Here is a 14217-nt window from a genome sequence, read left to right on the forward strand (position 1 = left end):
AATTTAAAACTACAGCTTGTAATCAAATTTCGTTTTTAGCCAATCGGAAATCCAAGTGTACAACTCAGGAGAAACGGTAATGGCATCGCTAAGATATTGAGCGGCATCAATACCTACAATGTTTTCATAAGGCCCTACTTGTATCTCTGAATCCTTGATAAAGGCAGGATCTTGTAGCATCTGTTTAACAGCTTTTTGATATGTCTGAATAATGCCATTTGGTGTATCCGCAGGTATGAAGATCACCTTTTGAAAGGCAAATCCAGCAGCTAAGAATTTTTTATAAGCCGTATATTCCATACCAGATGGTTGTTTACCAAATTTTTTGAAATAGACTTCTTCAAATGTCGGAAGGTCTGCAAAAGCAGGATCTCTAACGATTTCGCCCTTATTATTTAGAATACCTAATGAAAATAGTGGAACTGCTTTTTTATTATCAACAAGATCAACGACAGAGCTTAAGTAGGCAGAAGACGTTTGAAAATCTATTTTTGCTTCACCTCGCTCAAATGCAAGACGGCCAGCACCTCGGCTTTTCATACCAAAAACAGGCTTTATATCAAGCCCTAGCATTTCGAAAGCCAAAAAGACCGGTAACTCCAACCCTGTTGGGCTTTGAGAGCCAAAAGGTAACGTAACACCATTTAATTTAGTAATATCATTCGCTGAGGCTACTCCAAGATCTGGTTGTACGTAGACAACTCCGCCTGTAGGGCTTGCCATCAACGGAATCCATTTATCAAAGTTATAGCGAACACGTTTATCCCCTAACATGAATGGATACAGTGTTGATGCTGAGGTTCCTAAGATATCCTCACCATTACTCTTTGCTCGTTGAAAAAATAGATTGGTGCCTGTGATTGAGCCTCCACCAGGTTGGTTTTTTATAACCACTGTTGGGTTTCCTGGTAGGCTTTTAGTTAAATGGGGTGCAACAAAGCGAGCCCAAACATCGGTGCCGCCACCGACCCCAAATGGAATCGTCCAGTTAATGGTTGACGGAAGTTCAGTATCTTGTGCTTTTGTGGGTAACGCCAATAGGCAACCAAAAGTTAAGACAGAAACCCCTAAGAGCTTAGAAAGTTTTTTCATTGAATTCACCTTTCTTGTTTTTATGAATGTTTAATACGTTTATTATTTTTTGTATTGATAGTTAATTAAGATAAACCGTACCTGAAAGTATTTTTCTTGCAGTACGGATTACCGATACGCTATTTAACGCTGATAAATTGTCTTCCTTGCGTTGAGCGCTAAGCTCGATCTTTCCTGAAGGGTGTTCAAGGGTGAAATGGGACTCGGAGTCTTTATCACCAATGAGTTTTGAGGCTACGGTTCCTGGAAGGCAACACGCAGTCACAATAGCGATACTTCCCGTAACGGCTAATGATTTATGGCATTTATGTGGGACAAAGTAGCGAGCATTGATGGTTCCATCAAAACGAGCTGGAGAAAGTAAAATAGGCTTAGGTATAACCGAGTTTGAAACATCACCCATTCCCATTAGTTCACCGGCCTGAAGGCGAATAACTTCTAAACGAGTCATAAACTCAATATCGTTATCTAGCTCTGCTGGCGTTTCATAGCCGGTTTTTCCAAGATCACTTGCTTGGATTAAAACAACCGGTGTCGCAGCATCAATACAAGTAACTTCTACCGAATCGATAAGGTTCAGAGTACTACCAGTGGGTAATAACTTACCTGTTTTTGCGCCCTCTACATTCAAAAATGTTAACTGAATTGGGGCGCCAGGCGAGTTCGTACCGCTAATAATAGTATTTCCGGTATATTCTACTTTGCCTTGAGGAGTTTGTACTGTTGAATGAATAATCTTTCCGGTGTTTAGATTGTGAATGCGCACCGTCGTCGTTCCTTCGCTAGCCGGGAATAAGCCAGTTTCTATGGCGTAAGGCGCAACACCAGCAAGCATATTTCCGCAGTTTGGCGCAAAGTCTACAGTTTTCTCTACTATGCCTACTTGTGCAAATAAATAATCAACATCCGCATCTGGGTGAGTTGAAGCGCCAACCATCGCCACTTTGCTTGTTAAGCTATTTCCTCCACCAATGCCATCAAGTTGAAGTTCATGGCCGGATCCCATAATTTTTAACAAAACATCTGCACAGGCATTTCGGTCTTGAGGAAGATCGGAGATCTGTAAATAGGGCCCTCTAGAGGTGCCGCCGCGCATGATGATGCAAGATATGGTTTGTGACATTGTGATAAACCTTTGTTGTTGTAATAGCTTGTAGCTAAAGTCTCACAATCTATATTCGTGCATCAAATGCAAAGATACGTCATAATTGATGTGTAAAACGAATCAATTGGAGTGGCAATGCATCAAATAGAATTTAAAGATTTGGTTATCTTCATACGTATTGCGGAGACAGGAAATTTTCATGATGCCGCTGAATTAACCTTTTTATCTCAACCTGCTTTGAGCCGGAGAATGCAGAAATTAGAGGCTATTTTAGGTACTCAATTATTTGAACGAACGACTCGAAAAACTTGGCTAACCTCTGTGGGGCGTGAGTTTTTGCCAAAAGCTCGTCGTATGGTAGAGGAATTTGAGCTGTCTGTTTTAGGCATAAAAGACATGGCTTCTCAGCAGAAAGGCAAAGTCACTATTGCCTGTATCCCTACTGCTGCATTTTATTTTTTGCCCAGTGTTATTAATGTTTTTAATGAACGTTATCCAGGGATTCGCATTCAAATTTTAGACGAAAGTGCCAATCATGGTTTGGAGTCGGTTATTCGCGGAGATGCGGATTTTGGTATAAATATGGCTATAGCTCAGCATCCAGAAGTGTCTTTTACGCCGCTTCTCGATGATCCATTTGTGGTTTGTTTACGCAAAGATCACCCATTATGTGAGTTAGATGAGGTCTCATGGACGGATATGGAGCCGTATAAATTAATTAGTGTTGGACGTGCCAGTGGTAACCGAATTTTGTTGGATAAATCCTTAGCAAGAGATCAAGTGCAGCTGAACAGTTTTTACGAAGTCCAACATCTTTCTACGTCGCTCGGTTTGGTGGAAATGGGGCTAGGTATATCTATTGTTCCCAAATTGGCTATGCCATTAAGTAGCGCATCAGTACTGACTTCTAGGCCGCTCAAAGGCAAAAAAATTGATCGTTCAATTGGACTTGTAAAGCGAAGCTCTACATCGGTTTCTCCCGCGGCGGATCTATTTATTAATATCCTGTTGGAGCGCTGGTCGGTTAATTAACTTACGATCAAAGCATGAGGCACTTTAAAAAAGCTAGAGAACTAAACTTAGGGTATTTTAAATAATACAGCTAGTATGGTGTTTCAGTTTAATAGCGTTTGCTATTTCCGTGCATCACCTAGGACTTATATGTCTCATTTTCGCGTCCGTTATCAAACTCTTGAGTTTGATAAGACCGATATCCATGTGCGAACACTGCGTGATAATCAAGAGTTTTCAGATGATGATAATATTGCGTTAAATCTTGGTATCTCATCTGCGGTATGGCCTTTGTTTGGTGTGATTTGGCCATCTGGTGAAGTGCTTGCACACCTGATGTTTGAGTATAAAATCGATGGTTTAAAAATATTAGAAGTTGGCTGTGGTATTGGGCTTGCAAGCCTTGTATTGAATCATAGATTGGCCAATATTACGGCAACGGATTATCACCCTGAAGCAGGCAATTTCCTTAAGCAAAATACGCTTTTGAATGGCGATCAGCCTATACCTTTTATAAGGGCGAGCTGGCAAGACGCAAGCACAGACTTAGGCAAATACGACTGTATTATCGGTAGTGATATTTTGTATGAACGTTTTCATGTTGATCTATTATCCGCTTTTATTGAAAAACACGCTGCGGCAAATTGTTTGGTTTTGCTGGTGGATCCGGGTCGGGGTCACCATGCTCCTTTCAGTAAAAAAATGGTTCTTTTGGGATATTCTCATCATCAACGAAAACCAGATGCTACAAATTACCTATCTTCGCCTTTTAAAGGGCAAATTTTGACGTATCAGAAGGGTATTGTAGGGATTTAAAGTCGCTTGCTTTGAGGCATTCTCTAAATATAAAAAAGCCGAGTTTTCGCTCGGCATTTTTATGACCATGACTTATTTGCTTCTGCGCATGTCATATCTTTTTTCGTTGTAAAGCCAAGTACCTAGCAGTGGATGTGCAATAGCTTGGTTTATTAAATCCTCACTAACATCATCACTTGGTGTTAATGTTAAGTCTTTATAGGAAAAGGTTTTTGGCGATTTCTTCGGCTGTAGAATAACGACTTTGTTATCTTTCAAGAAGGCTTGGTTTTCATTGAATTGCATAATCGCCCGCCCCACATAATTATCACCGACTTTTGTTAAGTCTTGTCCAATCATTGGGTGTTCTGAATCTACGCCAATTAATGACAAAAGTGTTGGTGCCAAGTCTATTTGGCTGACCAATCGGCTATCACTTTTAGGTTTTATTCCATCGCCTATGATTAAAGCTGGTATGTGAAAGCTTGGAATTGGCACTAAATCTGACCGGGTTGTACGTGCGTCATGATCGGCAACCACTAAGAATACTGTATCTTTCCAATAGTCTTCTTGTTTCGCCAGTTTAAAAAAGTGACCTATTGAGTGGTCTGAGTATTTGACCGCATTCTCACGAGTCGCTTTGGGCGTATTGTAAAGCTCAATTTTGTTGTCAGGAAATTCAAATGGGTCGTGGTTTGATGAGCTAAAGACCAAGCTGAAAAAAGGCTTCCCTGTCTTTGATTTTGCTACAAAGTCTTGATTGGCTTTAGTGAAAAGGTCTTCATCACTTACACCCCAAGAGCCAACAAACTCAGGATTCACAAAATCTTTTTCTTCGATGATGGAGTTGAAGCCGTTACCTAAGAAGAAGGTTTTCATGTTGTCAAAATGAGCGCCACCACCATAGATGAAGTTGGTGTCATAACCTTGTTTACCGAGCAGTTTGGCAATAGTGAAAAAATTGGTTTGTGAATTAGGGAGTTTTACCGTGCTACGCGCTGGAGTAGGAACAAAGCCTGTTATAACTGCTTCAATACCTCGTACCGAACGAGTTCCAGTCGCGTATAAATTGTTGAATGACCATGCTTCAGGCACCAATTTATCGTATTCAGGCGTTAAAGGAAGCCCGCCTAAACTGCCAACAAACTGCGCTCCCAAGCTTTCCTCAAGAATGATAACAAGATTTTTCGGGCGATCAAAACGCTGAGTAGCTTGTTGCATGTGTAGGGTAGGAAGGTCTTCAGATGTGAACTGATCTTTATCTAGCCCCATTGCTTTATGGATCTCTGCAATGACCCTGTCCTGGCTCATTTCTGGGTACAGTTCAAATGAGCTAACTTCATCGGCCATTTGGCTTACGGCGTACATAAGAGAATAAGTCGAGTTAAGGGTTAGGCTATTTACTAGTGGATCGTTAGTAAATGCCGTATAGCTTGGGTTGATTGGTCTGTGCTGCAAGCTTGAACGAGCGCCAAGAAATGCAAGACAGAAAATGATAACGACTAATACTGGACGTTCGAACCATTTAGGCTGTGGAACTTTGACTATGCTTTGTTTACGAAAAAATTGATACGCCAAAATGACAGTGATAGTGGATATTAATGACGTCAAAAGCAAAGTGAGCTTATGGCCTTCGATAAGCATAGAAAATACTTCTTTCGGATAGAGTAAGTATTCTACAAAAAGTCGATTTGGTCTTAAGCTGTATTCTTCAATAAAAGGAGGTGTAGAGGCTTCCATAAAAATCAGCAAAACAAAGGTGCATGTTAGCCAGATTCGAGTGAGGAGATCCCAAATACGATTGATATAGGGAATGCCTGAAATAAGTAAACTGATGACTGCAGGTATGCCGATTATGTATGAGATGGAAGCGATATCAATGCGTAAGCCGAAACCAAGCAATGTGATCCAATCGGCAGCACTGTCGATTCGATCATATTTCCAGATCATTAATAACAAACGACTAAGTGATAAGCAGAGTAGGGTGAGAGCTAAAAAACATAAATACGGTTTGAGAGGAGATAGAACACGTAACCATGAGTTTTTATTTTTTGGCATATCTTATCTCTATAAATTATTATATGTGCACTAGAATATAGTAGATAAAGTAAATAAAAAGTAAAAAATAATGTGTTTCTTAATCCTTTTCATTGTTTTTTCGGCATTTTTTGTAAAGATCGAGTTCTTGATCATAAATCGATGTTTTTACATCCATGATGCCAAGTAGAGAGTGAAAGATATAATCTTGCGATATGTTGCTGTTTTGAGCTTCATTTTTTAGACAGGTTTGATCTATGTTTTTGGTTTTTTTAAAGTCGTCCGACATCCATAACATGAGAGGGACTCTTGTTTGATAAATAGGAGCAAATGCGTATGGTAGTCCGTGTAAAAATACGCCATTTTCTCCTAATGATTCGCCGTGATCAGAAAGATATAAGAGGCTCGTATTATATTGGTCGCTGACGCCTTTGAGTTTGTCAATAAGTTTACTGATAACAAAATCAGTGTAATGAATAGTGTTATCGTAAGAGTTTATAATACTTTCGGAAGAGCAATTTTCTACATCATTTCTCTGACAATCAGGAGTGAATTTTTTCTGATCATCTGGATAGCGTTTAAAATAATTTGGCCCATGGCTGCCCATTAAGTGAATGAAAATAACCCTATCACCTTCCATGTTTTTTATATCTGAATCTAAATTATCTAAAAGAGCCATATCGTAACAACTATTACCATTACAGAACTCATTTACTACTTCACGATTTAATGTTGTTTTGGTGATGTTGTTGGCAACATCTTTGTCACCACCATCATTTTCTTTCCAAAGTAATGAAATGCCAGCTCTTTTGAGAATGTCGATAGCATTATCTTGATGTTTGGCGACAGATTCTTTGTATTCATCTCTTGATAGAGCAGAAAACATACAAGGTACCGATACCGCTGTTGCCGTTCCGCATGACGCGACATCTCTAAATGAAATTACATCTTGTTTGCTAGTATATTCATTGGTTGGTCTTGGATAGCCATTTAGCTGATAGTTTTGTGAGCGCGCTGTTTCGCCAAGTACAAAGAAAAATAGAGTCGGTTTTTGTGATGGATCCTTTATAGCTTGTTTTGCATCCTCACCAATTTTTTTATAGGTGACAGGGCTGGAAAAATAAGTGTTCTTTATGTACTTATAACTGCTTGAAAGGTAGTAAGTAGGGACAATCATTTCTTTTAAGTAGCTGTTTTTTCTACCTATATAGCTCAGATCTTTGAAGTAAAAAAAGACAATGGATAAAATGACAAGGACAGAAACGAAGATGGAAAGCGATTTTTTAATCACGCTAATTTCAGGTCTGATTTTTACTAGCGCTACCATTAAAGAAGGGATGATGCCTGTGATAGCCACCCAAAATACGGAATAAAAACTTAGATAAGAGGCCGCTTCACCTGTATCGGTTTCAAATGCGTTTTGAATAATTCCGTAATCGACGGAGATTCCATAATTATATATTACGTAACTTACGATACTAGATGTTAATAGTAAAAAAATAAATAATGGCTTGGTTATGTAAGGCCAACTAATTAGACAAAATAATACATTTGTGATTAAAAAAATAAAAATTGGCATGCATAAAAAAAGACCAATATTCATAGAATTTGAACGTTCTAAAGCGTCATATAGTTGTACATAGAAAGGAATGTTTATAACTAACGCGTAGTACAAGGCAATCAATATCGTTAATTTAAAATATGTGATTTTTATTCTGATTTTCTTTGATAATGATTCTGATTTCAAATCCATTTTAATTCTTTCGCTTTTTATTAATTTAACAATTAGCCTAAGCTTAGTTTCTAATTTATTTATAGCAACTTTTATTTTGTGAATTAAAAAGTGTTTTAAGTGTACTTTTGTTTTTTATGTCAAATTTTTTATATTTTTTTCATATATTTAGTGCGTTTTTATGAGGGAATGGCAATTTACTTAGTTCTAGATGGAGAGAAGAGTAGCTTCTCTACTATCTTATTTCGAAGTGTCTAAAATAGGATAGTAGGAAGGCAGGGCAGAAGAGTGTTTTTTATACAGTTAAGAATGAAAGCTCGCGCTTAGTCTTTTTTCTCTATGGTGATTTCTAGTGTCTTGCTGTTGCCCGCAAACCACTTTTGAACGTAAAGTGATCCCATAATTGGAGCCTTGCCTTCTTCTGGCACTTCTTGGTAGCGTACGCTGTTTTTGGTTTCTTTCTCGTATTCGAATGTAACGGTTGTATTAGACATTGTGACTTCCTTAATTAGTTAATTTCTTCATCAGGTGTTTTCTGAAATATAAGCGCTTTTAAACCGCTTTCTATGTCGATATCCAAAAACTCTGGCGGATTATCAAGTCGGTATTGAAACGCTAAAGTTGGAGCTTCTTCACGCATGCCATCAATTAAAAATTGCGCAGGAATGCTTGGATCATTGACACAAGCAAGCACTTGACCATTTTCAGCTAATAACTCAGGTAAGCGTCGTAATATTTTTTGATAATCTTTAGTTAGCGCAAAGCTGCCGCGCTGAAATGTCGGCGGATCGATGATGATAAGATCATATTCGCCATATTTTTTGATTTTTCCCCAAGATTTGAAAATATCATGGGCGAAGAATTTCACACAGTTTAAATCATGTTGGTTGAGTCTGTGATTTTCTCTGCCTCGGGTAAGCACGGCTTTTGCCATATCTAGATTAACCACAAAATCTGCACCACCCGTTATGGCAGCGACAGAGAAGCCACAGGTATAAGCAAATAGATTGAGTACGCGTTTGTGTTGGCTGTTTTCTTTTACCCAGCGTCGTCCGTATCGCATATCTAGAAAAAGACCAGAGTTCTGATTCTTGCCTAGATCGAGCCGAAAAAGTAGGCCTTCTTCGTTAACGATCTGTTGTTCTTGATAATTTCCCCATAGGCATTCAGTCGGGCTTCGTTCACGGCTTCGGTGCTGAAGTAATAGCGATTGTGCTTTGCTATCACTCCATTCTGTTTTACTTGTCCAACTGATGATTTCTTCAGTCAGCTTGTCTAGTTCATCAGCAGTTGGCTCTTTGAAAAGAGATACGAGGACTTGTCCTCCTAGCCAATCGACAGTGATTTGTTCTGTTCCAGGAAAGCAGCGTCCTCGCCCATGAAATAGCCGCTGAGCCCCCTGTGGAAGTAGGACTAGCTTGATTAAAACGTGTTCTGTAAGTGTTGCGAGTGACTGCGTGTCCATAAAATACGTATTCTGATGGTGATGAAATAAGAGCACGTATTTTACTGATAACAAGCCAAGAGGCCAGAAAAAGCCAAAATAAGGCGTATTCGGAAGGGGATATTAGGCGTCGAGGTAAAAAATATTCATCGAGCCAGTGGTTGGCTCGATGAATATTTAGTTGTTAGAAATAGAATTATTGACGCTTCCAGCGATAAACATCAATTAACAAAAAGGCGAGTAAGCTAACGCCCATAACTGGCATGCTTATACCCAATGCAATGGCGATTAGTACTGTGATTAATTTTTGTGGACCAGACAGTCTTGCCCATGCTTGTAATAATGGTTTAGAAGTTGATCCGGCCTGTGGGCGACGAATCCACCACATTTTGTAGCCCCAAATAATCATGAAGCACAAAGACAAGCCGAAGATGGTTAGGATTATTTGGTTAACGACGCCAAATAAAATACCCATGTGAGCATCAATGCCCCAGCGAATCAGCTTGGCAACAATAGGGAAAGTGGCAAAATCGGCACGACTGGTGACAGTCATAGTACTAGCATCAACGGCAACACTGTCTACTTGAGTCGGCCAAGATCGATCGATCTCACTTACTCGCCATGCTTTGTCTTTTGTTGATGAAGGTCTTATTTCTAGCTTATTGGCATCAATTCCTGCGTCTCTTGCTGCTTTTAATACACCATCAAACAATAGATCAATATTTTCAAATTTTTCTACAGGTTGCTGTTTCATTGCGGCCATATTGTGATGACTAGAATGATTTAGATGATCTGCGTGCTCATCTGACATCATCATATTGTGATCTGTTGTCTTTAGGTCTTGTGAGACTGAAGGCGTTATCCAGCCAATGCTATTGCGCAAAGTACTGATGTTGTCGCCAGCCCATTTCGACCAAGTTAATCCCGTAATAGAAACAAAGATCAGACCAACAAAAAGACAAAGACCAACTTGATAATGGCGGCGGCGCTTACGCAGATGTTCTGTTTTGTTCGCGAATTCTGCTTTGTTTTTCTTTCCACCCTTGTACCAAAGGAAAAGTCCACCAATCGCTGCAATCCACAACCATGAAGCTGCAAGTTCGCTGTAATAGCGACCCACTTCACTCATGAGTAGCTGGCGGTGCAAAAAACTAATGGTGGTTCTGAAAGGTAAAGAACCACTTGTGCCGTAAACGGGCAAATTGCCTTTCATTTCAAGTGTTATCGGATCAATAAAAATCGCTCTGGCACCAGATAGGTTTGCACTTGGGTCGAGAAACATAACGCGCGTTGTATCGCCTTGCTCTGGTGCTGGGCGTACGGCAAATAAGGTTAAATCACTCGTTAGGTGTGATTTTGCCGCAGTTATTTGTTGTGACAGCGGTTTGGCCTCGCCGACACTTTGCGTTGTTAAAACATCTTTGTAGATGGCATTTTCAATCTGCGGCGTAATCACATAGAGGGTTCCAGTAAGAGCCGCTACAAAGATAAAGGGCCCAACAAAAAGACCAATATAAAAATGCAGTCGTGTAATTAAAAGTAGCATAGCATTTGAAGCAGATTCAGATGCCTTGTTATTCGTTTTTGTCGACATAGTAATTTCTCGTCTCATAGAAAAGGGCAAAATAACGCCTCTGAGTGAAAATCTCACTTTTCTATCATCATGAAAGACGCGCACAAAAATATCTGTTCTGTGATAAATCAGAATAGGCTGCGTCGTTTTTTTTGATATTAATTATGGTATTAATTAGACCGAAATTACTGGTGGTGCTCTGGGTAAAATAGAGGTGAAGGGCACATGATATTTGTGCGAAATAGTAGCTGTTACCATGTTTGGGTAGCGGCTTTGTGTCAGTGGAATAAGCTCTAAGGTTTTAGCGTCAATCCAGTTTAAATGGAAGAGCAGGGAACAATAACCGCAGGCTTCTAATAAATTAGCGCTTTCACCATGTGCGTGATGCCCGTGGTGACTAATATGTGCAGAGCTTACCTGTTTTTGCTTACTGTTCGCTTGCTCGGCAAGCATTTTTGCATGGTCGTGCCCTGACATATCCATGGCTTCCATCTCCATGCTTTCCATAGACATTGGCGCCATGGTTGGCTGGGGCGAAAGTGCATTGCTTATTTGTGAGAATAGCGGACCAAAATAAATAAGAAAAACTGCAAACAAGCCAACGCACACAGCGAACTGTGTGAGTTTATTTCTATGACTCTTTAATTTAGAGCTCATTAATTCAAAGTACATGGCGCTTGTATCAGTAATTACTACTAACTTTTGAGGTCGATTGCATGTTCTTCTGCTGAGGAAACAATGCACTCACCAGCAAGATTAGGTGCTACACCAACCGAGAAACCATCGCCTTGCATACCTGGTAGCCACTTTTCGGCCCAATCTGCTGCGTTAATTTCCAGGCTATTGAAGCCTTGATAATCCTTCTCGCCCCAAGCTGTCGCTAGGGTTTCAGCTGGCCAAATTGGTAATACTTTGTCACTACCAAGATCTATAATCAAACAGCCTTCAGTGTCAGCAAGCGTCCATACAGAAGCGCCTTTTTTTACAAGGTTCAAAACGTGGTCATAGCGATCACTGCTAGGTAAGCGGTAAAAAGTATCATCAAGAAGGATTGTGTTTGACATGCGGTTAGCTCAATTCGGTAATATAAAAAAACAGCATCTTACCACATTGACCAAAAGAGTGATTAATTCAATCTCCCTTTAATCAATGCGGCAGATAAAAATAGGTTATTCGAACAGGGCGTTCAAGTGTTTTAAATGCCGTTCTTTGTGATGGTCTTCCATCCAACTACCAGTGATGCCATTTTTAGCTAATTGAAATAATTCTTCTTTGCTGATACTGGTACCGTTAATTAATGAGGCATAGTTGTCGTTCATATAACCACCAAAATAGGCAGGATCATCCGAATTAACCGTCGCATTTAGGCCGAGCGTCAACATATTTTTAATTGGGTGATTTTTCATGTCATTAACGACACAAAGTTTCAAGTTAGAAAGTGGGCAAACCGTCAGAGTTAAGTTTCGTTGCTTGATTGCTTCAATAAGCTTGTCGTCTTCCAGTGCTCTGTTGCCATGATCTATTCTATCAACGCCGATTTGCTCAATGGCTTGCCAAACGTAGTCTGGAGGTCCTTCTTCGCCAGCATGTGCAGTGACTTTTAATCCGAGGTTTTTGCATTCTTCAAAAACGCGTAAGAACTTTTCTGGAGGGTGTCCTACTTCCGAACTGTCTAACCCAATGCCGTAAATCCATTTTAGGTGAGGCTTTGCTAACTCAAGGGTTTCAAATGCGCTTTCTTCACTTAAATGCCTTAAGAAAGACATGATTAGCTTGGATGTCATCCCCCACTTTTTCTCTGCATCTTGAAGGGCCTTATAGATACCTTGGATTTGAACATCAAAGCTAACGCCACGAGATAAATGACCTTGAGGGTCAAAAAATATCTCTACATGGACGACATTTTCACTGTGGACTTTTTCTAAATACGCCATCGTAAGGTCATAAAAATCGGCTTCGTGAAGAAGCACCGACATGCCTTGGTAATAAAGGTCTAGGAAGTCTTGTAAATTGGTGAATTGATAGGCTGCTTTTAAGGCGTCTACTGTATTGTATTTCAATTCAACCTGATTGCGTTGTGCTATGGCAAACATCTGCTCTGGCTCAAAGGTACCTTCAATGTGTAAATGAAGTTCGGTCTTGGGCATTTTTTTTGATAGTTCGATTAGTGTTTCCATAGGTTTACCTTTCGTTGCTTTGCTGTGCCTTGGATTCTTAAATATAACGATAAAAACGCAGATGAAAAAGAATGGCTGGCAGTGTTTAAGAGTGGTCGTTTAAAAAGCAGGAGAATATACAGCCAGCAGGGCTGGCCGTATATAAAAATTAATGTACAAAAATTAATGCGGGATTTCGTCAGTAATGCCTTCAACATACCAGTTAACTTGAGCAAGCTCTTGATCTGTTAACGAATGATTAGCAGGAACTGCAACATTGCCTTTGTTATCCTTGATTGGACCTGTGAATGGTTTGAATTCACCAGACTTAATTGCTGCATAAGTAGCATCAATTTTAGCGCGAACATCTTTAGGAAGGTTCGGGTTAATTGATGCTAGTGTTAGCATGTCATCATGGAATCCACCCCAGAAATCTTGAGATTTCCAAGTGCCATCCATAACAGCTTGAACTTCTTTGATGTAGTAAGGTGTCCAGTTGTCACGAACAGAAAAAATGTGCGCATTAGGCGCAAACTTGCTTTGATCGGAGGCTTGGCCGATTGCGCGTAAACCACGTTTTTCAGCCGCAATAAGCGGAGCAGGACTGTCTGTGTGCTGTAGCATGACATCTACGCCTTGGTCCATTAGCGCATTTGCAGCATCAGTTTCTTTACCTGGATCGTACCAAGTATTTGCCCATACAATTTTCATTTTTACATCAGGGTTAACGCTTTTTGCGCCCATGTAAGCTGCGTTGATGTCACGAATAACTTCTGGGATTGGGAAGGAGCCGATATAACCAATGGTGTTGGTTTTTGTCATCATACCTGCAGTGACGCCGGAGATGTATCGACCTTCATAAGTACGAAGAACATAAGTACCTAAGTTTTTATCAAGCTTGTAACCTGTAGCATGTTCAAATTTTACTTTAGGAAAGCGTTTTGCAACTTTCACCGTTGGGTTCATAAAACCAAAAGATGTGGTGAAGATTAGGTCATTACCTGCTTTTGCTAGTTGAGTAATAACTCGCTCAGCATCCGCACCTTCTGGAACGTTCTCAACGTAAGTGGTTTTTACTTTGTCGCCAAAATATTCTTCTAAGCCTTTTCTACCCATATCATGTTCGTAACTCCAGCCTAAATCACCCACGGGTCCAACGTAGACAAAACCCACTTTCAATGGCTCTTCTGCTTGGGCAATACTTGCTCCGGCTAAAAGCCCTAGACTAACCAGTAAACTTTTAAGTTTCATTGCTTGCTCCTTTGTGCCCGA

The 14217-nt window shown here is 40.0% G+C and carries 13 protein-coding genes; 2 read left to right on the forward strand and 11 right to left on the reverse strand.

The annotated features are described in order from the left end of the window. Window positions 1-9 precede the first annotated feature (9 nt). Both TY87_RS15540 and TY87_RS15545 read right to left on the reverse strand, forming a co-directional pair. Window positions 10-1092 carry a Bug family tripartite tricarboxylate transporter substrate binding protein gene (locus tag TY87_RS15540; RefSeq protein ID WP_100187768.1) on the reverse strand — a complete coding sequence of 361 codons (1083 nt, stop codon included), beginning with the start codon at window positions 1090-1092 and terminating at the stop codon, window positions 10-12. A 61-nt stretch (window positions 1093-1153) separates the two neighbouring features. Next, window positions 1154-2215: a 4-oxalomesaconate tautomerase gene (locus TY87_RS15545; protein ID WP_100187769.1), complete on the reverse strand. Its 1062-nt coding sequence runs from the start codon at window positions 2213-2215 to the stop codon at window positions 1154-1156. A gap of 117 nt (window positions 2216-2332) precedes the next feature. Here TY87_RS15545 and TY87_RS15550 point away from each other — a divergent pair, with 117 nt between their 5' ends. Beyond that, window positions 2333-3229 (forward strand): LysR family transcriptional regulator, encoded by an 897-nt coding sequence (locus tag TY87_RS15550; protein ID WP_072840902.1) that lies wholly within the window; start codon window positions 2333-2335, stop codon window positions 3227-3229. Window positions 3230-3358: 129 nt separating this feature from the next. Beyond that, a complete protein-coding gene (locus tag TY87_RS15555) occupies window positions 3359-4024 on the forward strand; it encodes a class I SAM-dependent methyltransferase (RefSeq protein ID WP_100187770.1) in 666 nt (221 codons plus the stop codon). 72 nt (window positions 4025-4096) lie between these two features. On the opposite strand, the gene TY87_RS15560 is transcribed toward TY87_RS15555, so the two are convergent. The 9 genes from TY87_RS15560 to TY87_RS15595 form a co-directional block, all read right to left on the reverse strand. Then, complete coding sequence (locus tag TY87_RS15560) at window positions 4097-6061, reverse strand: LTA synthase family protein (protein WP_100187771.1); 1965 nt, start codon at window positions 6059-6061, stop codon at window positions 4097-4099. Between the two features lie 79 nt (window positions 6062-6140). Then, a complete protein-coding gene (locus TY87_RS15565) occupies window positions 6141-7793 on the reverse strand; it encodes a phosphoethanolamine transferase (RefSeq protein WP_100187772.1) in 1653 nt (550 codons plus the stop codon). A 302-nt stretch (window positions 7794-8095) separates the two neighbouring features. Then, the gene (locus TY87_RS22620; protein WP_198432110.1) at window positions 8096-8266 is read right to left on the reverse strand and encodes a hypothetical protein; all 171 of its coding nucleotides are present in this window, start codon (window positions 8264-8266) and stop codon (window positions 8096-8098) included. A gap of 14 nt (window positions 8267-8280) precedes the next feature. Further along, window positions 8281-9237 (reverse strand): class I SAM-dependent methyltransferase, encoded by a 957-nt coding sequence (locus TY87_RS15570; protein WP_100187773.1) that lies wholly within the window; start codon window positions 9235-9237, stop codon window positions 8281-8283. 175 nt (window positions 9238-9412) lie between these two features. Continuing rightward, the gene (locus tag TY87_RS15575; protein ID WP_100187774.1) at window positions 9413-10810 is read right to left on the reverse strand and encodes a PepSY-associated TM helix domain-containing protein; all 1398 of its coding nucleotides are present in this window, start codon (window positions 10808-10810) and stop codon (window positions 9413-9415) included. A gap of 153 nt (window positions 10811-10963) precedes the next feature. Next, complete coding sequence (locus TY87_RS15580; RefSeq protein ID WP_157789906.1) at window positions 10964-11446, reverse strand: DUF2946 domain-containing protein; 483 nt, start codon at window positions 11444-11446, stop codon at window positions 10964-10966. A gap of 38 nt (window positions 11447-11484) precedes the next feature. Further along, on the reverse strand, window positions 11485-11853 hold the full coding sequence (locus TY87_RS15585; RefSeq protein ID WP_072840909.1) for a DUF2750 domain-containing protein: 369 nt from the start codon (window positions 11851-11853) through the stop codon (window positions 11485-11487). Window positions 11854-11958: 105 nt separating this feature from the next. Next, window positions 11959-12966: an adenosine deaminase gene (locus TY87_RS15590; RefSeq protein ID WP_100187776.1), complete on the reverse strand. Its 1008-nt coding sequence runs from the start codon at window positions 12964-12966 to the stop codon at window positions 11959-11961. Between the two features lie 162 nt (window positions 12967-13128). Then, a complete protein-coding gene (locus TY87_RS15595) occupies window positions 13129-14196 on the reverse strand; it encodes a BMP family ABC transporter substrate-binding protein (RefSeq protein ID WP_072840911.1) in 1068 nt (355 codons plus the stop codon). Window positions 14197-14217: the final 21 nt, after the last annotated feature.

The sequence above is a fragment of the Marinomonas sp. BSi20584 genome, from assembly GCF_002792415.1.
In the GTDB taxonomy this organism is placed as follows: domain Bacteria; phylum Pseudomonadota; class Gammaproteobacteria; order Pseudomonadales; family Marinomonadaceae; genus Marinomonas; species Marinomonas polaris.

Coding starts and splice junctions, on each gene's coding strand:
- TY87_RS15580 (WP_157789906.1), bottom strand. CDS start 11,446: ATGAGCTCTAAATTAAAGAGTCATAGAAATAAACTCACACAGTTCGCT.
- TY87_RS15540 (WP_100187768.1), bottom strand. CDS start 1,092: ATGAAAAAACTTTCTAAGCTCTTAGGGGTTTCTGTCTTAACTTTTGGT.
- TY87_RS15590 (WP_100187776.1), bottom strand. CDS start 12,966: ATGGAAACACTAATCGAACTATCAAAAAAAATGCCCAAGACCGAACTT.
- TY87_RS15565 (WP_100187772.1), bottom strand. CDS start 7,793: ATGGATTTGAAATCAGAATCATTATCAAAGAAAATCAGAATAAAAATC.
- TY87_RS15570 (WP_100187773.1), bottom strand. CDS start 9,237: ATGGACACGCAGTCACTCGCAACACTTACAGAACACGTTTTAATCAAG.
- TY87_RS15555 (WP_100187770.1), top strand. CDS start 3,359: ATGTCTCATTTTCGCGTCCGTTATCAAACTCTTGAGTTTGATAAGACC.
- TY87_RS15575 (WP_100187774.1), bottom strand. CDS start 10,810: ATGTCGACAAAAACGAATAACAAGGCATCTGAATCTGCTTCAAATGCT.
- TY87_RS15595 (WP_072840911.1), bottom strand. CDS start 14,196: ATGAAACTTAAAAGTTTACTGGTTAGTCTAGGGCTTTTAGCCGGAGCA.
- TY87_RS15560 (WP_100187771.1), bottom strand. CDS start 6,061: ATGCCAAAAAATAAAAACTCATGGTTACGTGTTCTATCTCCTCTCAAA.
- TY87_RS22620 (WP_198432110.1), bottom strand. CDS start 8,266: ATGTCTAATACAACCGTTACATTCGAATACGAGAAAGAAACCAAAAAC.
- TY87_RS15545 (WP_100187769.1), bottom strand. CDS start 2,215: ATGTCACAAACCATATCTTGCATCATCATGCGCGGCGGCACCTCTAGA.
- TY87_RS15585 (WP_072840909.1), bottom strand. CDS start 11,853: ATGTCAAACACAATCCTTCTTGATGATACTTTTTACCGCTTACCTAGC.
- TY87_RS15550 (WP_072840902.1), top strand. CDS start 2,333: ATGCATCAAATAGAATTTAAAGATTTGGTTATCTTCATACGTATTGCG.